The following is a 17,457-nucleotide window of genomic DNA, read 5'->3' as shown; positions in this document are numbered from 1 at the left end:
GGGCGTTCCTCGTGCCGGAGGTGTGTCAGGCGAACTGCACGGACCGCTTGGACAGCCCGTACCAGAAGCCCTCGACGGTGGTCGTGGCCTCCTGCGCGGCGCTCGCGCCCAGTGACACGAACAGCGGCGCGAAGTGCTCGGTGCGCGGGTGCGCGACGCCCGCGGCGGGTGCCTTGCGCTCGAAGTCCAGCACCGCGTCCACGTCGCCGGCGGCCAGCGCCCGGCCCGCCCAGTCGTCGAACTCGGCCGACCACGACGGCGGCGCGCAGTCCGGGCCGACGGACATGTCCACGCAGCTCAGGTTGTGCGTCATGAACCCGCTGCCGACGATCAGCACGCCCTGCTCGCGCAGCGGCGCGAGCCGCCGGCCCACGTCGAACAGCTCGCGCGGGTCGAGGCTGGGCATCGACATCTGCAGCACCGGCACGTCCGCCTCGGGGAACATCTCCTTCAGCGGCACGTACGCGCCGTGGTCGAGCCCGCGCGCCTCGTCGCGCGCCACCGGCCGGCCGACCAGCCCCGCGACCTCGCGGGCCAGTTCCGGCGCGCCCGGCGCGTCGTAGGTCACCTCGTAGTACCGCCGGGGGAAGCCCCGGAAGTCGTAGGTGAGCGGCACGGTCGTGGTCGCGCCCAGGGTGAGCGGGTCGTTCTCCCAGTGCGCCGAGACGACCAGGATCGACCCGGGGCGCGGCAGCGTCGCGGACCACGACCTGAGCTCGCCGGTCCACCGTTCGTCGTCGGCCAGCGGGGGAGCCCCGTGGCCCAGGTACAGCACGGGCATCACGCCGACGACTGTACGCCCTTTAGTTGAAGTTTCAACCATGCTGCGGCGGCGTGCGGGTCCTCGGCCTCCGTGATGGCGCGCACCACCACGACCCGCTCCGCGCCCGCGGCCAGCACCTCCGGCAGCCGCTCGGCGTCGATGCCGCCGATGGCGAACCACGGCCGGTCGGTCGTGCCCGCCGTGGCGCGCACCAGGTCCAGCCCCGGCGCGGGACGGCCCGGCTTCGTCGGCGTCGGCCAGCACGGGCCAGTGCAGAAGTAGTCCACGCCCGGCTCGACGGCCGCCGCACGCGCCTGCCCGACGTCGTGCGTCGACCGGCCGATCGCCACGTCCTCGCCGACGACCCGGCGGGCCGACGGCACCGGCAGGTCGTCCTGGCCCAGGTGCAGCACGTCCGCGTCCACGGCCAGCGCCACGTCCGCGCGGTCGTTCACCGCGAGCAGCGCGCCGTGCCGCGCGCACGCCTCCGCGAGCACCTCCAGCGCGGCGATCTCCTGCCTGGCCTCCAAGCCCTTGTCCCGCAACTGCACGACGTCCACCCCGCCCGCGAGCGCGGCGTCCGCGAACTCGGCGAGGTCGGGCCGCGCCGGCGTGCAGAGGTAGAGCCGTGCGTCGGCGAGCCGCCGCCTGATCCGCGTTCCGTCGAGTCCTGGCACGGGCGGCACGGTAACCGGCGGGCCGTCGCGTGCGCTACGGTGGAGAAGGTCCGCACGGGAGCCTGGAGGACACCGGGCTGAGAGGGAGCGTGGTCCGCTCCGACCGTCGAACCTGATCCGGGTCATGCCGGCGCAGGGAGCGTGAGTGCCTTGGCAATGCGAGTGACCGTCCTCGGCGGTGGCGTCATCGGCCTGTCCGCGGCCTGGTACGCCGCCCGCGCCGGGTACGCCGTGCGGGTCGTCGACCGCGGGTCGCCGCACGGCGGTTCGTGGGTCGCGGGCGGCATGCTCGCGCCGATCACCGAGGCGTGGCCGGGTGACGAGGACGTGCTGGCGCTCGGCGTCGAGTCGTTGCAGCTGTGGCCCGGGTTCGCGCGCTCGCTCGGCGTGGAGCTCACCCCGGCGGGCACGTTGGCGGTGGCGGTCGACCGGGCCGACGTCGAGGTGCTGGACCAGCTGCGCGCCTACCTGGAGCGGATGGGCCGGTCGGCGTCGAAGGTGACGGGCCGCGAGCTGCGGGCGCTGGAACCCGGTCTCGGGTCGGTCCGGAGTGGACTGTCCGTGCCGGGCGACGTGGCCGTGGACAACCGGGCGCTGCTGCGCGCCCTGCGGGAGGCCTGCGCCGCCGACGGCGTCGTCTTCGCCGACGAAGCGGACGAGGACCGGGACGTGACGGTGATCGCGGCCGGCGCGTGGAGCCGCGACCTGCACCCGTCGCTGCGGGACGTGATCCGGCCGGTGAAGGGCGAGATCCTGCGCCTGTCGGCCCGGCCGGGCGCGTTGCCGCCGCCCCGGCACACGATCCGCGCGCAGGTGTCCGGCCGCCCCGTCTACCTGGTGCCGCGCGAGGGCGGGTTCGTGCTCGGCGCGACCCAGTACGAGGCCGGGTTCGACGGCGACGTCACCGTCGGCGGCGTGCGGGACCTGCTGCGCGACGCCGAGGTGGTGTGGCCGGGCATCGCCGAGTACGCGCTGACCGAGGCCGCCGCCGGGTTCCGCGCGGGCAGCCCCGACAACGCGCCGGTCGTGAAGTGGCTCGAACCCGGCGTGCTGGCCGCCACCGGCCACCACCGCAACGGCCTGCTGCTCGCGCCCGTCACGGCGCGGCGGGTGCTCGACCTGCTCGGCGAAGGAGGGAACAACCGGTGAAGGCGAAGGTCAACGGTCTGGAGCGGGAACTGGCCGACGGGTCCACCGTCGCCGCCGTGCTCGCGCTGCTCGACGCGCCGCCCCGGGGTGTCGCGGTCGCGCTGGACGGCGAGGTCGTGCCGCGCGCGGCGTGGGCGACGACCGTCGTGCCGGACGGGGCCGCGGTCGAGGTGCTGACCGCCGTGCAGGGAGGGTGACGTGGACGACCCGTTGGTGATCGCGGGCCGCGAGTTCGGCTCGCGGCTGGTCATGGGCACCGGAGGCGCGGCGAACCTGTCGGTGCTGGAACGCGCGCTGGTGGCGTCCGGCACGGAGCTGACCACGGTCGCGATGCGGCGGCTGGACGCGTCCGGCGGCGGCGTGCTCGACCTGCTGGGGCGGCTGGGCGTGTCGGCGCTGCCCAACACGGCCGGCTGCCGCACCGCCGCCGAAGCGGTGCTGACGGCCCGGTTGGCGCGCGAGGCGCTGGAGACGGACTGGGTGAAGCTGGAGGTCGTCGCCGACGACCAGACCCTGCTGCCCGACCCGGTGGAACTGCTGGACGCGGCCGAGAAGCTGGTCGACGACGGGTTCGTGGTGCTGCCCTACACCAACGACGACCCGGTGCTGGCGCTGCGGCTGGAACAGGTCGGCTGCGCCGCCGTGATGCCGCTCGGTTCGCCGATCGGGACGGGGCTGGGCATCCGCAACCCGCACAACATCGAGCTGATCGTGTCGCGCGCCTCCGTGCCGGTGATCCTGGACGCGGGCGTGGGCACGGCGTCGGACGCGGCGCTGGCGATGGAGCTCGGCTGTTCGGCCGTGCTGCTGGCGACCGCCGTGACCAGGGCGCAGGACCCCGAGCGGATGGCGGCGGCGATGCGGGCGGGCGTGGAGGCCGGCCGGCTGGCCCGGTTGGCGGGGCGGATCCCGAAGCGTTTCTGGGCGCACGCGTCGAGTCCGGCAGTGGGGTGATTGCCGGGCACGGCATGATGGACGCTCGCCCGTGTCCGTCTGCCCGAGGAGGAGTGCCGTGACGGCCGACCAGGTCGAGGACGCCACCGCCCGGCTGTACCTCGCGATCGGCAGGCTTTCCCGGCTGCTGCGGCGCACCGGCTCGCCCGGTCTCGGGCCGGGCGCGGTGTCGGCGCTGGCCACGTTGGCGCGGTGCGGCCCGATGAGGCTGGGTGACCTGGCCGCCAAGGAAGGCGTCGCGCCGCCGACGTTGTCGCGGATCGTGGCGGCGCTGGTGGAGGCCCGGTACGTGCGGCGGGAACCGGACCCCCAGGACGGGCGGGCGTGGCTGGCGACGCCGACGCCGGAGGGCGTGACCATGGTGTCCGGGGTGCGGTCGGCGCGGGTGCGGGAGCTGCAGCGGCGGATCGAGGAGCTGAGCCCCGAGCACCGGGACGCCCTGGTGAACGCCCTGCCCGCGTTGGAGGAACTGGTCGGCGAGGCCGGCTGATCCGGGTCGCGCCGAGACCCCTGCCCCTCCGGGCCTGCCCGGCCTGCTGCGAACTTGCCCGTTCCGGACCTGCCCGCACCGCCCGGAATTGTCGGACCCACCTGGCAGAATGAAGAACAGGGGTCCCCTTGCCGGGGACGCCTGCGCAGCGTTCACGCGGTCCGCGCGAGCCGTTCCGCTTCCGCCTTCAGTGCCCGGTTGAACGCGTCGAACTCCCCGGTCAGCAGCTCCCGGCTCGACGCGTACACCGAAGCCGCCAACGGCCCGGTCCACGTCTCCCGGTTCACCAGCCGCGTCACGCCCGGCGCCTCCTCCGCCAGCTCCCACCGGTGCCGGCCGAAGAACAGCTCCGGGTCGCCGCCCTCCGACGCGAGCAGCCGCGGCGGCTCGACGGCCGTGATCCGCCCCTCGAACTCGCGTTCCGCGGGCGACCCCCAAGCGGCCCGCGTGCGCACCTCCGCGCCCGCCACCGCCACCCCCGACACGTACTCGATCAGCGAGTTCCACTCCCGGTACCGCGGGAAGTCCGTCAGCACCGCCCACACCCGCCCGATCGGCGCGTCGATCGAGATCGTCGTCCTCAACTCATTTCCCTGCATGGTCGTGCAGGATAATCATGCGCGCGGTCGGCCGTCACCCCGATAAACTCCCGACCATCGCCGGGGTCAAGGGTCAGGTCCAGCAACGCGGCGTCGAACGGCGTCGCGCGCTGGTCGACGCCGCCATCGAGCTGTTCGGCGCCCAGGGCTACGCGGGCACCGGCGTGGCCGCCATCGCCGCCCGCGCGGGCGTCACGCCGTCCGCCCTCATCCACCACTTCGGCTCCAAGGAGAACCTGCTCAAAGCCGTCCTCGACGAGTTCGACGCCCGCGCCGCCGCCCGCGTCAGCCGGCACGCCGACCAAGGCGTCGAAGGGCTCAAAGCCGCGCTGCTGGCCGACGCCGACTACACGATGGCGCACAAGGGCCTGGCCACGCTCCACGTCGTGCTCCAAGCCGAGCACCTGGCGGGCGACACGGACGTCCGCGCCCGCTTCCTGGCCCGCAACCGGGCCCTGCGCCGGGCCTTCGCCGCACGGCTCGGCGAGGACCGCGCGACCGAGCTGGTGGCGTTCCTCGAAGGCGCGCTCACCCTGTGGCTGCTGGACCCCGGGACGGTCGACCTGCGCGCGTTGTACGAGGGCTACCTGCGGCGGCTGTGACCAGCCACCCCACCAGCACGGCGAAGAACGCGCCCGCGGTGTTGTTGAGGAAGTCCTGCGCCTCGCACACCCCGATCGCGGTCAGGGCCTGCACGAACTCCACCGACGCGCTGAACGCCGCCGACACGCCCAGCACCGCCCACGGCCGCCGCGTGGCCAGCGTGGCGAAGAACGCGAACGGCACCAGCATCACCAGGTTCAACCGCTGCAACGACCCGGTCAGCGAGAACTCGTTCCCCACGCACATCCCGATCGGGTCCGTCGTCACCACCGTGAACGTCCCACCCGGCCGCGCCAGCGTCGCGGCCACCGCCAGCGCCAACCCGAACCCGGCCAGCACCGCGGGCAGCGCCGCCCACCCCCGGTACCGCGCCAGCACGAACCCGACCGCGCCCAGCAGCACCGCCCCCGAGAACAGCGCCGCCACGGTCTCGGGCTGGTTCAACACCAACTCGGCGATGTAGGCGTCCTGACCGACTGCGCTCATGCCCTACAAGACGCGCGAACCCCGCACCGGTGGCTTAGAGCAACCTTAGAACCGGTACCGCGGCACCCGGCCCACGTCCCCGACCTCCGGCAACCGCCCACATCGGGAACCGCCCCACGCACCGCAACCCCGCGTGCCAACCCTCGACGGCGGTCGGGTCGTCCATCCCCCAGCGCGGCGTCGCCCCCGCCCGCCGCACCGCCGGCACGAACCGCTGCACCCTGATCCCGAACGACCCGTACACGTCGGACAGCAGCTCACCGCCCGTGAACCGCCCGGTGACCCGCCGCACGAGCCCCCTGCACCTCGTCCTCGACCAGGTACACAGTCAGCCGCTCTCGCCCGAAACTCGGCCGTCCGGTCGTCCAGCGGCGCTGTGCGCGGGCGTCGAGCGCCCGCGCACAGCATCGCCGGCATCGTCTCCGGAGCGCCGGTCAGGTCGACCGCCACCCCTCCGCGGCTAGCCCTCCAACCGCCACAACGGCGACACGGGACCGACACCAGCACCCAACGGGTAAGCGGCGGCGACCGACCGGACGATGAAGTCCTTGCCGAACCGCACCGCCGACGGCACGTCCGCACCCCGCGCGAGCTGCGACGCGATCGCCGACGCCAACGTGTCCCCGCTGCCGTGCGTGTGCTTCACGTCGTAACGCGGCCCGACCAGCTCGATGAACTCCGCGCCGTCGTACAGCACGTCCAGGCACTCCGGGTCGTCCCACAGGTGCCCGCCCTTCACCAGCACCCACCGCGGACCCATCGCGTGCAGCGCCTCGGCGGCCTTGCGCTGGTCGGCACGGCTGCGCACCTCGATGCCGGTGATCAGCCGCACCTCGTCCAGGTTCGGCGTCACCAACGTCGCCCGCGGGAACAGCAGCGTCCGCACCGCGTCCAGCGCGTCGTCGGCCAACAACTGGTGCCCGTGCATCGACGCGGCCACCGGGTCCACCACGAACGGCCCGACGTCGACCCGGTCCACCGCCGCCGCGACCGCCTCGATGATCGCCGCCGACGCGAGCATCCCCGTCTTCGCCGCGTTCACCCCGATGTCCGAGGCGACCGCCTCGATCTGCGCGGCCACCACGTCCGGCGGGATCTCGGTGTACCCGGTCACGCCCAGCGAGTTCTGCACGGTCACCGCCGTGATCGCGGTCATCCCGTGCACACCGCACGCGAACAACGTCCGCAGGTCGGCCTGGATGCCCGCGCCACCGCCCGAGTCGGACCCGGCGATCGTCAGCACGCGGGGCGGGGTGGCGGCCATCAGTCCACCACCGGCAGGTACACCTTGGCGCCCTGGTCGGCGAACTCGTGCGACTTCTCCGACATGCCCGCCTCGATCGCCTCCACAGTGGACAGACCACGCTCCGCCGCGTACCGCCGCACGTCCTGCGTGATCTTCATCGAGCAGAACTTCGGCCCGCACATCGAGCAGAAGTGCGCCGTCTTCGCCGGCGCCGCGGGCAGCGTCTCGTCGTGGAACGACCGCGCCGTGTCCGGGTCCAGCGACAGGTTGAACTGGTCCTCCCACCGGAACTCGAACCGCGCCCTCGACAGCGCGTCGTCCCGGTCCTGCGCGCCCGGGTGCCCCTTGGCCAGGTCGGCCGCGTGCGCCGCGATCTTGTACGTGATCACGCCCGTCTTCACGTCGTCCCGGTTCGGCAGCCCCAGGTGCTCCTTCGGCGTGACGTAGCACAGCATCGCCGTCCCCAGCCAGCCGATCTGCGCCGCCCCGATCGCCGACGTGATGTGGTCGTACGCGGGCGCGACGTCCGTGGCCAGCGGTCCGAGGGTGTAGAACGGCGCCTCGCCGCACCACTCCTCCTCCAACCGCACGTTCTCCGCGATCTTGTGCATCGGCACGTGACCCGGGCCCTCGATCATCACCTGCACGTCGTGCGACCGGGCGACGTGCGTCAACTCGCCCAACGTCCGCAGCTCCGCGAACTGCGCCTCGTCGTTCGCGTCCGCGATCGACCCCGGCCGCAACCCGTCACCGAGCGAGAACGTCACGTCGTAGGCGCGCAGGATCTCGCACAGCTCCTCGAAGTGCGTGTAGAGGAAGCTCTCCTTGTGGTGCGCCAGGCACCACGCCGCCATGATCGACCCGCCGCGCGACACGATGCCCGTGACCCTCTTCGCGGTCAGCGGCACGTACCGCAGCAACACGCCCGCGTGCACCGTCATGTAGTCGACACCCTGCTCGGCCTGCTCCACGACGGTGTCCCGGTAGACCTCCCACGACAGCTTCGCCGGGTCACCGTCCACCTTCTCCAGAGCCTGGTAGATCGGCACCGTCCCGATCGGCACCGGCGAGTTGCGCATGATCCACTCGCGCGTCTCGTGGATCCGCTTGCCCGTCGACAGGTCCATGATCGTGTCCGCGCCCCACCGCGACGCCCACACCATCTTCTCCACCTCCTCCTCGATCGAGGAGGTCACGGCAGAGTTGCCGATGTTCGCGTTGATCTTCACCAGGAACTTCTTCCCGATGATCATCGGTTCGGCCTCGGGGTGGTTGCGGTTGAGCGGGATGACCGCCCGACCGATCGCCACCTCGTCCCGGACGAACTCCGGGCTCATGCCCTCGCGGGCCGCGACGAACCGCATCTCCGGCGTGACGACCCCCGCCTTGGCGTACGCCAGCTGGGTCACCGCCCCGCCGACCGGCTCCCGTGCCGCGACCCAGTCCGCGCGCAACCTCGGCAGTCCACTGTGGACGTCGATGGTCGCGCTGTCGTCCGTGTACGGACCGGAGGTGTCGTACAGGTCGACGTGCTCGCCGTTGGTCAGCCCCACCCGGCGGAACGGGACCCGCACGCCGTCACCCACCTCGCGGTAGACCTTGCGGGAGCCCGAGATGGGCCCGGTGGTGACGCTGGGCTTGACCGAACGGTCGTCGAGTGCCGTCACGGCATTCCTCCCTACGCCGGCATTACCCGGTCAGGTTCAGGCGGTCGGCGGCACCGGGACCCGTCCGTCCCAGCCGCCCTCTCAGCCCGCTGTGGCGCGAGCTCCCGCGTGTGTTGAGTTGTCGGTGCCTTGCTCCCGGGCCTGACCCTAGCCACGGCCCGGTGCCGTGCCAAGGTCCGGATGCCAAGCGCCACTGTTTGCGCGTACCTTTCTCCGCGTGGCTGATCACCGGCCGTTCCCGCCCGGCGCCCGGCGCGTGGCCCGCCCCGCCGCGGTCTCGCCGTGCCCCTCGTGCGGCGACCTCGCGGGCCGCGGCTACCCGGCGTGCCGGTTCTGCGCCGAGCTCGTCGACCAGTACTGGCTGCTCGACTGGCAGGAACTGCTCGCCGCGGAACAACTGGCCGAAGGCGGCGCCGGCGAGCGCGAACTGGCCGAACTCGTCCTGGCCGACGAGGTCGGCCGGCACCCGTGGACCTGCACCGACTGGGCGATGACCCTGCTCGCGTGCTCCCAGTGCGGCGACGAACTGGCCACCGGACCGGCCGACTGCGTGCGCTGCGCGATGGCCGACGGCCTGCGCTGGTCCTGGGACCACGCCGGCCACCCCACCGCCATCACAGCCGGCGAGCACGCCCTGCGGACCGCCCGCGCCACCGTCCGCGCCCCTCACCGCCACCGTGCCGCCACCGTCGGCGCGTGGCGCCTGCTGCTGCCGTTCCTGCTGGTGGGAGAGCTGCCGACAGCAGGCCAGGTCCGCCGCCTCCGGGCCGCCGTGCTGGCCGGGGCGTACGCGGAACTGGCGGGCTGCGCCACTTACGTCGAACTGACCTCGTTCCCGGAACTGCCGTGGCGCCGCCCAGCACGCCCCGCCCGCCCCGACCACCGCCCCCGAACCCACCTCGACCAGCCCGTTGTCGCTGCGGACGCGGTCGAGGACGCACCACGACCCGGCCCGGGCGAACCTGCCGCGGACCCGGTCTGACCGCACTGCCGGGCCACCCATCCGGGTGATCGTCACCGAAGCCATGAACCAAAACGCCGTTACGAGGCCCCTCGAACGTCGGTTGAAACGAAGAGGCCGCCCTCAACCCCCTCACTCGCCCCGACCCACCCCCGCCCGCCGACCCCGACCGTCCTGTCGCCCGCCACAGCTGCCGAACACCGCAGCCCGCCTCGCCGTCGTCGCCCTCGCCGCCGCACCGCCGCCGCTTCCGCCGTCGCCGGCCTGCCCCGCCCGCCCCGACCTGGCCCGACCGCGCGCCGTCGACCGCACACCCCAACTACGCTCACCCCGTGATCACGCTGACCGCCCGCCTGTCCCCCTCGGCCCTGGACACCCGACGCGGCGTGGTGCGCCTGCACCCCGAGGTGCTGGACGCGTTGGGCCTGCGCGCCTGGGACGCGGTCCGCCTGACCGGTGCCCGGGTGAGCGCCGCCCTCGCCGCCGCGACCGCCGGCGACGGCCCGCCCGGCGTCGTGCTGGTGGACGACGTCACGCTGTCGAACCTCGGCGTGGTCGAAGGCGCGGAAGTGGTGGTGGCGCCGGTGGACGTCGCCGCCGCCCGCACGGTCATCGTGGCCGGGTCGCGGTTGGCCAGCACCGGCCTCACGCCGGAGACGCTCCGCATGGCGCTGACCGGCAAGGTCCTCACCGTCGGCGACGCCGTCTCCCTGCTCCCGCAGGACCTGGCCCCGCCGCCCGGCGCGGACGTGAGCGCCACCCGCCGCAAGCTGTCCAACGCCATCGGCATGACGTGGACCAACGAACTGCTGACCATCACCTCCGCCGACCCCGCCGACGGGCCGGTGGCCGTGCAGCCGTCGACGGTGGTCGGGTGGCGCGACGGCGCGCGAACCGGTGACCCGCCGGCGGTGTCGGGCAGCGGCACGGTCACGGTCGGCGCGGGATCGAGCGCCCAAGCGGTCGTCGCGACAGGCACGGCGGCGGCGAACGCCACGACGAGCGCGGTGGAGGTGTCGGTGCCGCCGGTGCCGGTGGCCGACCTGGTGGGGCAGCAGGAGGCGGCGAAGAGGCTGGCCGAGTGGCTCGACCTCACGTTCAGCCACCCCGAGCTGCTGGCCCGGCTGGGCGCGGCACCCCGACTGGCGGCCCTGGTCAGCGGGCCCGAAGGGGTCGGCAAGGCGACGTTCGTCCGTGCCGTCGCCCACGGTGCCGAAGCGACCGTCATCGAGGTCGCCGCCCCCAGCATCGCCGTGCTCGAAGCCAACGCGGCAGCCCAACGCGTCGCCGACGCCCTCGCCCAAGCCCAACGGCAAGCGCCCGCCGTGCTGCTGCTGACCGACGTCGAAGCGCTGCTGCCCGCGGCTTCCGCACCGCCCGTGGCGACCGTCGTGCTGGACGCGTTGCGCGGCCGACCCGACGGCGTCGCGCTGGCCGTCACCAGCGCGCACCCCGAAGCGATCGACCCCCGGCTGAGGGTCCCCGAACTGGTCGACCGCGAACTCGTCCTACCCCTGCCCGACGGCCACACCCGCACCGAACTGCTCCGCGTCCTGCTGCGCGACGTGCCCGTCGAGTCCGATGTGGACCTCGGGGTGATCGCGGACCGCACCCCCGGCTTCGTCACCGCCGACCTGGTCGCGTTGCGCCGCGAAGCCGCACTCCGAGCCGCCCTGCGCCAGCGGGACGTCGACGAACCACGCGTCGGCCAGGCAGACCTCCTGGGAGCACTGGAGATCGTCCGCCCGATCTCCATGTCCACTTCGGACACGCTGCGGACCGGCGGCCTCACGCTGGACGACGTCGGCGACATGACCGAGGTCAAGCAAGCCCTCACCGAAGCCGCGCTGTGGCCGTTGCAGTACCCGGACTCCTTCGCACGCCTCGGCGTCGCACCCCCGCGCGGCCTCCTGCTGTACGGACCACCGGGATGCGGCAAGACGTTCCTCGTGCGCGCGTTGGCGGGCACCGGCCGGCTCAACGTGCTGTCGGTCAAGGGCGCCGAGCTGATGGACAAGTTCGTCGGCGAGTCCGAACGCGCCGTGCGCGAGCTGTTCCGGCGCGCCGCCGAAGCCGCACCCGCGATGGTGTTCCTGGACGAGGTCGACGCGCTGGCACCCCGACGCGGCCAGTCGTCCGACTCCGGCGTGTCCGACCGGGTCGTCGCGGCGCTGCTCACCGAGCTGGACGGGGTCGAGCCGCTGCGCGACGTCATCGTGCTCGGCGCCACGAACCGGCCCGAACTGGTCGACCCCGCGTTGCTGCGGCCCGGCCGGTTGGAGCGGCTGGTGTACGTGCCGCCGCCGGACGCCGACGCGCGGGCCGAGATCCTGCGGGCGTCGTCGCGGAACACGCCGTTGGCGTCGGACGTGGACCTCGACGCGTTGGCCGAGGAGCTGGACGGGTACTCGGCGGCGGACTGCGCGGCGTTGATCCGCGAGGCCGCGCTGACCGCGATGCGCGAGTCCCTGGCCGCGGCGGAGGTGACGGGCGCCCACCTCGCGACCGCACGTGGAGCCGTCCGGCCGTCGCTGGACCCGGCGCAGCTCGACGCCCTCGCCGCCTACGCCAAGTCCCGCGAGCGGTGAGGGTCACGAGACCTTGCCGGACGGTCCCCTGTAGTCGTTGGTGACGATCACGATGATCCCCGGGTGGGCGCTCTGGATCCCGTCGAACCGGGGCTCCACCCGGGCGTTGAGGATGCGGGCCAGTTCCCGCGCCGAGGCTTCCTCCTCGGTGCCGGGGCGGAAGTAGACCGTGGTCGTCGGGATGTTGCCCGACGAGTAGTTGCCCTTCTCGGCGACCTCCCACCCGGCGCGCTGCACGTCGTCCGACGCGCGGGCGGCCAGGCCCTGGGTGGTGCTGTTGTTGTAGACGCGCACCGGCACCTTCGGCGTCGTGGTCACCGGTGGCGGCGGCGTTTCCGTCGTGGTGGCACCGGCGTTCGCGGACGGCGTCGGCGCGGCGGTCGTGCCGGGCGGTGACGCCGCCGAGGTCTCCGACGACGGCGCTTGCGGCTGCGACGGGGTCGTGGTCGCCTCGCCGGTCGGGGTGCCGGAGCTGTCGGACGTGCCCGAGGTCGTCGACGGCGGGGTCGACTGCGCGGCCGGCGGTTCGTCGTCCGGGCCGCCGGTGAACAGGCTGACCAAGCCGATCACCAGGGCGATGACGGCCACGCCGAGCAGCGCGTAGCCCGCGGCGCGTGCGGGGTGCGCGGGGCCCGCCGGCTGTTCCGGGTTCGTCATCGGCGCTCGACGCCCAGCCGCTTCGCCGCGCGGGCGCGTTGCCTGCCGGAGCGGGACCTGCGCAGTCTCTTGATCAGCATCGGATCGGCGGCCAACGCCTCTTCCTTCTCGATCAACGCGTTGAGCAGCTGGTAGTAGCGCGTCGCGGACATGTCGAACAGCTCCCGGACGGCCTGTTCCTTCGCACCCGCGTACTTCCACCACTGGCGTTCGAAGGCCAGGATCTCGCGCTCCCGGTCGTTCAAACCGTCGTCCGGCCCCTCCGCCGGCGCCAGTGCCTCTGCGGCGTCCATCTGGCTCCTCAGCCGTGTCCCGTGCGTGGGTGCCATTACATCACGTGATCTTGGTGTGGGTCGGCTCATCGGTCGGCGCGTCCCGATCGACGCGCCGTTAGGCTGCACGCCATGGCAGTTCACCCGATCCGGATCGCCGGAGATCCCGTGCTCCACAACCCGACCCGCCCGGTCGAGGTGTTCGACGAGTCGCTGCGCACGTTGATCGACGACATGTACGAGACGATGGCGGCGGCGCACGGTGTCGGCCTGGCGGCCAACCAGATCGGGATCGACCTGCGGCTGTTCGTCTACGACTGCCCGGACGACGAGGGCGTGCGACACCGCGGCGTCGTGGTGAACCCGGTGCTGGAGACCTCCGAGGTCCCCCTGGGGATGCCGGACCCGGACGACGACTTCGAGGGCTGCCTGTCGGCCCCGGGCGAGTCGTACCCGACGGGGCGGGCGACGTGGGCGAAGGTGACCGGGTTCGACGGCGACGGCAAGCCCGTCGAGGTCGAGGGCACCGGGTTCTTCGCGCGGTGCCTGCAGCACGAGACCGATCACCTCAACGGCGTGATCTACCTCGACCGGCTGGTGGGGCGGCACAAGCGGGCCGCGAAGAAGATGCTGAAGGCCAACGGCTGGGGCGTGCCGGGCCTGTCGTGGGACCCGGCGACCTCCGAAGACCCGTTCGCCGACGACGAGGACTAGCCGCGACGAGGGGCCCGGGCGACAACCGGCCAGGGCCCCACGGCTCGCGTGCCGGCCACGGGGGACAGGACTGCGGGAGCGGCTGCGGGTCCGGGGCTGCTGCGGAGTCCGGGCTGCTGCGGACGATCACAGGTGCGGCAGCCGCGGGCGACGCCGGGGGCGCTGCCGCTCTGCGGGGCGCCGGCTGTTCCCCGCGTGACGCTGACGCCCACCGCCGCCGGCCACCGCGCCGCGAACGGCCAACGGTCACCGCCACGGCCGGCCCGTTGCCGACCGTCGATGGTCACCGCCGCCGGCCAGTCGGCCGAGCACCCACCGGCAATGGCCACCGCCACGCCGCTGCTCGTGGCCACCGGGGGTGGTCGGGGCGAGTGGGGGTTGGTTGCCGGCCTCGTTGTTCCAACCGACGTCCGAGCATCCCGATAACGGCGTTTCCATTCATGATCGGACCGAAGATCACCCGATCGTGCACGGAGTCACCGCACGTAACAGCAGGTCAGAGCCGGTGCACCGACCTACGGCCGATCATGCCGGCGCAAGCCGATCTGCCGCCACCCCCGCCGCTTGCCCGGCCTCGCCTGACCGTTCGTCTCCGCCGCCACCTGCGTTGGATCGACAGTCCGCCGAGGCCGCCGCACGGCACGCATCGCCGCTCCCGCCACCCGGCCACCCAACGGCTGCCGCAACCCCAACCGCCGCGCCGCCACGCCGTGCGCCCGCTTGATCGCCCGCCGATCCGCCGCCGGCACCGACCACGCCTCCGGGTGCTTCGCCAGCCACCGGTACCGCCGCACCGAGTACGGCAGGTGCGCCAGGTACACGAGCATCGCCGCGATCAACGCCACCAGCGGGAACGTGATGACGGCCGCCGCCAGCAGGCCGACCAGCACCAGCAGCGGCGCGACGAAGCGCGGCGGCACCTTGATGGTCTTCACCGACAGCGTCGGGATCCGGCTCACCAGCAGCAACGCGATCCCGACCGTCCACGCGGCCACGACCGCCGAACCCGACCACCACCCCGACCGGCCCAGCTGCTCGTCCACGATCAACGGCAGCAGCAGCAACAGGCCGCCGGCCGGCGCGGGCACGCCGACGAAGAACTCCTTCGCGAACGGTGGCTGCTCGACCTCCAGCAACGTGTTGAACCGCGCCAACCGCAGCACCATGCACACCGCGAAGATCAACGCGACGACCCAGCCCTCGCGACCCGGGTCGAACTTCCACACGTAGATCACCAGCGCGGGCGCGACGCCGAACGAGATCGCGTCGGCCAGCGAGTCCAGCTCGGCGCCCATCTTGCTGGTCGCGTCGAGCAGCCGGGCGATCCGCCCGTCCAAACCGTCGAACACGGCCGCCGCCGCGATGGACCCGATCGCGGCCCCGTACATCCCGATGATCGCGAAGTGCACGGCCGACAGCCCCGCGCACATCGCGAGGACCGTGATGGCGTTGGGCAGCAGCCTGATCCCCGGCCCGCTGGGAGCCATCGGCTCAGCCCTCCGACGAGGACGGGGGCAGCTCGGCGAGCACGGTCTCGCCGCCGATCGTGCGCTGCCCGGCTTCCACCAGCACGCGGCTGCCGGTCGGCACGTACAGGTCGACCCGCGAGCCGAACCGGATCAGGCCGTAGGTCTGCCCGACCGCGACCTTGTCGCCCTCGGCGACCTCGCACACGATCCGCCGCGCCACCAGGCCCGCGATCTGCACGACCACCACGTCGTGCCCGGACGGCGTGGTCAGCCACACCGTGTTGCGCTCGTTGTCCTCGCTGGCCTTGTCCAGGTCGGCGGACAGGAACTTGCCGGGCCGGTACGACACCTGCCGCACCAGGCCGGTCACGGGCACGCGCTGCACGTGCACGTCGAACACCGACAGGAACACGCTGATCCGCGTCATCGGCGCGGAACCGAGCCCGAGCTCGTGCGGCGGCACGGCCTCGACCACGTGCGACACGGTGCCGTCGGCGGGCGCGACCGCGAGGTCGGGGCGGGTGGGCGTGGTGCGCTTGGGTTCGCGGAAGAACCACGCGACCCACGCGGTCAGCAGGCCTCCGACGACACCGGCGCGCTTGGAGTACCGGCGCAGCAGCAGTGTCGCGACGGCAGCGCCCGCGACGAAGGGACGGCCCGCGGGGTGCATCGGGGGGACGATCCCCCGGGCGAGCTCGAGGAAGTGGGAGACGGCACCACTGTGCTTGTCGCGATCGACGGTCATGGCTCTTCCGTGTCAGGGCAGTGCTTCCGGCCCGCCACACGCTACGCGTTTGCGCCGGAGCGCGTCCGGCCCGCCCGTGCGTCCCCCGACGAACGCACGGACCGGCCGGAGCTCCGATCATCCCAAGTGTAAGCCGCGTCACACCCGCCTTCAATGTCGGACGGTCAACCCGATGTCACTCTCCGTGCAAGAGGCGGACGGCGACCCGGGCGCCCGCCGCGAGCTCCGTGACGTCCTCCGGCACCTCGATCAGGCAGTTGCTGATCGCCAACGCCGACAGCAGGTGCGACCCCGGCCCGCCCACGGGCGTCACCACCCGCCCCGACTCCGGGTCGTACGCGCCGCGCCGGAACTGCGTGCGCCCCGCCGGCGACGTCACCGGCGCGCTCAACGTGGCCGTCGCCACCGGCCGCTCCACCTGCGCGAACCCCATCGCCGCCCGCAGCGCCGGCCGGATGAACACCTCGAACGACACCTGCGCGCTCACCGGGTTCCCGGGCAGCGTCGCCACCGCCACCCCCTGGTAGCGGCCCGCGCCCTGCGGCCCGCCCGGCTGCATCGCGACCTTCGTGAACTCCACCCCGCGCCCGGTGAACGCGTCCTTCACCACCTCGTACGCGCCCGCGCTCACGCCACCCGACGTCAGCAGCAGGTCCACCGACCCCAACCGGGGCGCGATCGCCGCGTGGAACTGCTCGACGTCGTCGGGCACGAACCGCAGCAGCTCCGCCTCGCCGCCCGCCTCGCGCACCGCCGCGGCCAGCATCACGCCGTTCGACTCGTAGATCTGCCCCGGCTCCAGCGCCACCCCGGGCCCCACCAGCTCCGACCCCGTCGACAGCACCAGCACCCGCGGCCTGCGCCGCACCGGCAGCGACCCGAACCCCAGCGCCGCCGCCAACCCGAGCTGCGCCGGACCGAGCACCACGCCCGCGTCCAGCACCGTGGTGCCCACGGCCACGTCGTCGGCCATCTTCCGCACGTTCTGACCCACCACCACCGGCCGGTCGACCCGCACCTCCGACGTGCCGCCGTCGGTCCACTCCACCTGCACCACGGCGTCCGCGCCCGACGGCACCGGCGCGCCCGTCATGATCCGGTGCGCCGTGCCCGGCGCCAACGGCCCCACCGCCGTCCGGCCCGCCGGGATGTCCTCCACCACCGGCAACCGGACCGGCACCGCCGCCACGTCGGCCGCGCGGACCGCGTAACCGTCCATCGCCGAGTTGTCGAACGGCGGCAGCGGCACCCCCGCGACCACGTCCTCCGCCAGCACCAGACCCAGGCAGTCGGCCACCGGCAGGTCCACCACGGGCATCATTCCGACCAACCCGGCGACGCGGGCCTTGTGATCAGCGACTCGGGTCAGCGCGTTCGACACGCGCCACATCCTGCCGCGCCCGTGGCAGACTGCTCC

General features: G+C 73.3%; 20 protein-coding genes and 1 riboswitch. Of the genes, 8 read left to right on the top strand and 12 right to left on the bottom strand.

Annotation, left to right across the window (positions count from 1 at the left end; translation table 11 throughout):
- Positions 1–25: 25 nt before the first annotated feature.
- Complete coding sequence (locus tag FHX81_RS19075) at positions 26–781, bottom strand: dioxygenase family protein (protein ID WP_211363831.1); 756 nt, start codon at positions 779–781, stop codon at positions 26–28.
- Positions 781–1,440, bottom strand: coding sequence for a thiamine phosphate synthase (thiE, locus tag FHX81_RS19070; protein WP_141979453.1), 660 nt, complete (start codon positions 1,438–1,440; stop codon positions 781–783). Before thiE ends, FHX81_RS19075 begins: the two co-directional genes overlap by 1 nt.
- A 44-nt stretch (positions 1,441–1,484) precedes the next feature.
- Positions 1,485–1,596: riboswitch (TPP riboswitch) on the top strand.
- Between thiE and thiO the strand changes: the two genes are divergently transcribed.
- From thiO to FHX81_RS19050, 4 genes are all read left to right on the top strand, one after another.
- Positions 1,582–2,589, top strand: a complete 1,008-nt coding sequence (gene thiO, locus FHX81_RS19065) for a glycine oxidase ThiO (RefSeq protein ID WP_281291738.1) — start codon at positions 1,582–1,584, stop codon at positions 2,587–2,589. It overlaps the preceding riboswitch by 15 nt.
- Entirely contained in the window at positions 2,586–2,786 is a 201-nt protein-coding gene (thiS, locus tag FHX81_RS19060) for a sulfur carrier protein ThiS (protein WP_141979452.1), read from the top strand. Before thiO ends, thiS begins: the two co-directional genes overlap by 4 nt.
- 1 nt (position 2,787) lies before the next feature.
- Complete coding sequence (thiG, locus tag FHX81_RS19055) at positions 2,788–3,543, top strand: thiazole synthase (RefSeq protein WP_141979451.1); 756 nt, start codon at positions 2,788–2,790, stop codon at positions 3,541–3,543.
- Positions 3,544–3,601: 58 nt separating this feature from the next.
- Positions 3,602–4,033, top strand: a complete 432-nt coding sequence (locus FHX81_RS19050; protein WP_141979450.1) for a MarR family winged helix-turn-helix transcriptional regulator — start codon at positions 3,602–3,604, stop codon at positions 4,031–4,033.
- A 152-nt stretch (positions 4,034–4,185) separates the two neighbouring features.
- Here FHX81_RS19050 and FHX81_RS19045 read toward each other — a convergent pair whose 3' ends face one another.
- Positions 4,186–4,632: an SRPBCC domain-containing protein gene (locus FHX81_RS19045; protein WP_141979449.1), complete on the bottom strand. Its 447-nt coding sequence runs from the start codon at positions 4,630–4,632 to the stop codon at positions 4,186–4,188.
- Positions 4,633–4,649: 17 nt separating this feature from the next.
- On the opposite strand from FHX81_RS19045, the gene FHX81_RS19040 reads away from it, so the two are divergent.
- A complete protein-coding gene (locus FHX81_RS19040; RefSeq protein ID WP_211363511.1) occupies positions 4,650–5,234 on the top strand; it encodes a helix-turn-helix domain-containing protein in 585 nt (194 codons plus the stop codon).
- On the opposite strand, the gene FHX81_RS19035 is transcribed toward FHX81_RS19040, so the two are convergent.
- The 4 genes from FHX81_RS19035 to thiC form a co-directional block, all read right to left on the bottom strand.
- A complete protein-coding gene (locus FHX81_RS19035) occupies positions 5,161–5,721 on the bottom strand; it encodes a VanZ family protein (RefSeq protein ID WP_141979448.1) in 561 nt (186 codons plus the stop codon). The two genes, FHX81_RS19040 and FHX81_RS19035, sit on opposite strands and share 74 nt — an antisense overlap.
- A gap of 34 nt (positions 5,722–5,755) precedes the next feature.
- Positions 5,756–6,013, bottom strand: a complete 258-nt coding sequence (locus FHX81_RS19030; RefSeq protein WP_141979447.1) for a hypothetical protein — start codon at positions 6,011–6,013, stop codon at positions 5,756–5,758.
- A 168-nt stretch (positions 6,014–6,181) separates the two neighbouring features.
- Positions 6,182–6,985 (bottom strand): bifunctional hydroxymethylpyrimidine kinase/phosphomethylpyrimidine kinase, encoded by an 804-nt coding sequence (thiD, locus tag FHX81_RS19025; RefSeq protein ID WP_141979446.1) that lies wholly within the window; start codon positions 6,983–6,985, stop codon positions 6,182–6,184.
- The gene (gene thiC / locus FHX81_RS19020; protein WP_141979445.1) at positions 6,985–8,634 is read right to left on the bottom strand and encodes a phosphomethylpyrimidine synthase ThiC; all 1,650 of its coding nucleotides are present in this window, start codon (positions 8,632–8,634) and stop codon (positions 6,985–6,987) included. Before thiC ends, thiD begins: the two co-directional genes overlap by 1 nt.
- 217 nt (positions 8,635–8,851) lie before the next feature.
- Here thiC and FHX81_RS19015 point away from each other — a divergent pair, with 217 nt between their 5' ends.
- Both FHX81_RS19015 and FHX81_RS19010 read left to right on the top strand, forming a co-directional pair.
- Positions 8,852–9,616 carry a hypothetical protein gene (locus tag FHX81_RS19015; protein ID WP_246107883.1) on the top strand — a complete coding sequence of 255 codons (765 nt, stop codon included), beginning with the start codon at positions 8,852–8,854 and terminating at the stop codon, positions 9,614–9,616.
- A 311-nt stretch (positions 9,617–9,927) separates the two neighbouring features.
- A complete protein-coding gene (locus FHX81_RS19010; RefSeq protein ID WP_141979444.1) occupies positions 9,928–12,183 on the top strand; it encodes an AAA family ATPase in 2,256 nt (751 codons plus the stop codon).
- Between the two features lie 3 nt (positions 12,184–12,186).
- On the opposite strand, the gene FHX81_RS19005 is transcribed toward FHX81_RS19010, so the two are convergent.
- Both FHX81_RS19005 and FHX81_RS19000 read right to left on the bottom strand, forming a co-directional pair.
- Complete coding sequence (locus FHX81_RS19005; RefSeq protein WP_141979443.1) at positions 12,187–12,840, bottom strand: LytR C-terminal domain-containing protein; 654 nt, start codon at positions 12,838–12,840, stop codon at positions 12,187–12,189.
- Positions 12,837–13,133 (bottom strand): DUF3263 domain-containing protein, encoded by a 297-nt coding sequence (locus tag FHX81_RS19000; protein ID WP_073887775.1) that lies wholly within the window; start codon positions 13,131–13,133, stop codon positions 12,837–12,839. The genes FHX81_RS19005 and FHX81_RS19000 overlap by 4 nt, the downstream gene beginning before the upstream one ends.
- A gap of 111 nt (positions 13,134–13,244) precedes the next feature.
- On the opposite strand from FHX81_RS19000, the gene FHX81_RS18995 reads away from it, so the two are divergent.
- The gene (locus FHX81_RS18995) at positions 13,245–13,826 is read left to right on the top strand and encodes a peptide deformylase (RefSeq protein ID WP_141979442.1); all 582 of its coding nucleotides are present in this window, start codon (positions 13,245–13,247) and stop codon (positions 13,824–13,826) included.
- A 515-nt stretch (positions 13,827–14,341) separates the two neighbouring features.
- Here FHX81_RS18995 and pssA read toward each other — a convergent pair.
- The 3 genes from pssA to moeA all read right to left on the bottom strand — a co-directional run bounded on the left by pssA (position 14,342) and on the right by moeA (position 17,430).
- Entirely contained in the window at positions 14,342–15,313 is a 972-nt protein-coding gene (gene pssA / locus FHX81_RS18990) for a CDP-diacylglycerol--serine O-phosphatidyltransferase (protein ID WP_141979441.1), read from the bottom strand.
- Positions 15,314–15,317: 4 nt separating this feature from the next.
- Positions 15,318–16,040 (bottom strand): phosphatidylserine decarboxylase, encoded by a 723-nt coding sequence (locus tag FHX81_RS18985; protein ID WP_141979440.1) that lies wholly within the window; start codon positions 16,038–16,040, stop codon positions 15,318–15,320.
- A 175-nt stretch (positions 16,041–16,215) separates the two neighbouring features.
- The gene (gene moeA / locus FHX81_RS18980) at positions 16,216–17,430 is read right to left on the bottom strand and encodes a molybdopterin molybdotransferase MoeA (RefSeq protein WP_141979439.1); all 1,215 of its coding nucleotides are present in this window, start codon (positions 17,428–17,430) and stop codon (positions 16,216–16,218) included.
- Positions 17,431–17,457 lie beyond the last annotated feature (27 nt).

Source organism: Saccharothrix saharensis, from assembly GCF_006716745.1.
Taxonomy (GTDB): Bacteria; Actinomycetota; Actinomycetes; order Mycobacteriales; family Pseudonocardiaceae; genus Actinosynnema; species Actinosynnema saharense.
This window is presented reverse-complemented; position numbering and strand designations above follow the sequence as displayed.

What these genes read in the sequence shown, in the direction of transcription:
- FHX81_RS19040 (WP_211363511.1), top strand. Translation starts at nt 4,650, where the DNA reads ATGCGCGCGGTCGGCCGTCACCCCGATAAACTCCCGACCATCGCCGGG.
- FHX81_RS19075 (WP_211363831.1), bottom strand. Translation starts at nt 781, where the DNA reads ATGCCCGTGCTGTACCTGGGCCACGGGGCTCCCCCGCTGGCCGACGAC.
- FHX81_RS18995 (WP_141979442.1), top strand. Translation starts at nt 13,245, where the DNA reads ATGGCAGTTCACCCGATCCGGATCGCCGGAGATCCCGTGCTCCACAAC.
- FHX81_RS18985 (WP_141979440.1), bottom strand. Translation starts at nt 16,040, where the DNA reads ATGACCGTCGATCGCGACAAGCACAGTGGTGCCGTCTCCCACTTCCTC.
- FHX81_RS19000 (WP_073887775.1), bottom strand. Translation starts at nt 13,133, where the DNA reads ATGGACGCCGCAGAGGCACTGGCGCCGGCGGAGGGGCCGGACGACGGT.
- thiD (WP_141979446.1), bottom strand. Translation starts at nt 6,985, where the DNA reads ATGGCCGCCACCCCGCCCCGCGTGCTGACGATCGCCGGGTCCGACTCG.
- moeA (WP_141979439.1), bottom strand. Translation starts at nt 17,430, where the DNA reads ATGTGGCGCGTGTCGAACGCGCTGACCCGAGTCGCTGATCACAAGGCC.
- FHX81_RS19035 (WP_141979448.1), bottom strand. Translation starts at nt 5,721, where the DNA reads ATGAGCGCAGTCGGTCAGGACGCCTACATCGCCGAGTTGGTGTTGAAC.
- FHX81_RS19005 (WP_141979443.1), bottom strand. Translation starts at nt 12,840, where the DNA reads ATGACGAACCCGGAACAGCCGGCGGGCCCCGCGCACCCCGCACGCGCC.
- pssA (WP_141979441.1), bottom strand. Translation starts at nt 15,313, where the DNA reads ATGGCTCCCAGCGGGCCGGGGATCAGGCTGCTGCCCAACGCCATCACG.
- FHX81_RS19045 (WP_141979449.1), bottom strand. Translation starts at nt 4,632, where the DNA reads ATGCAGGGAAATGAGTTGAGGACGACGATCTCGATCGACGCGCCGATC.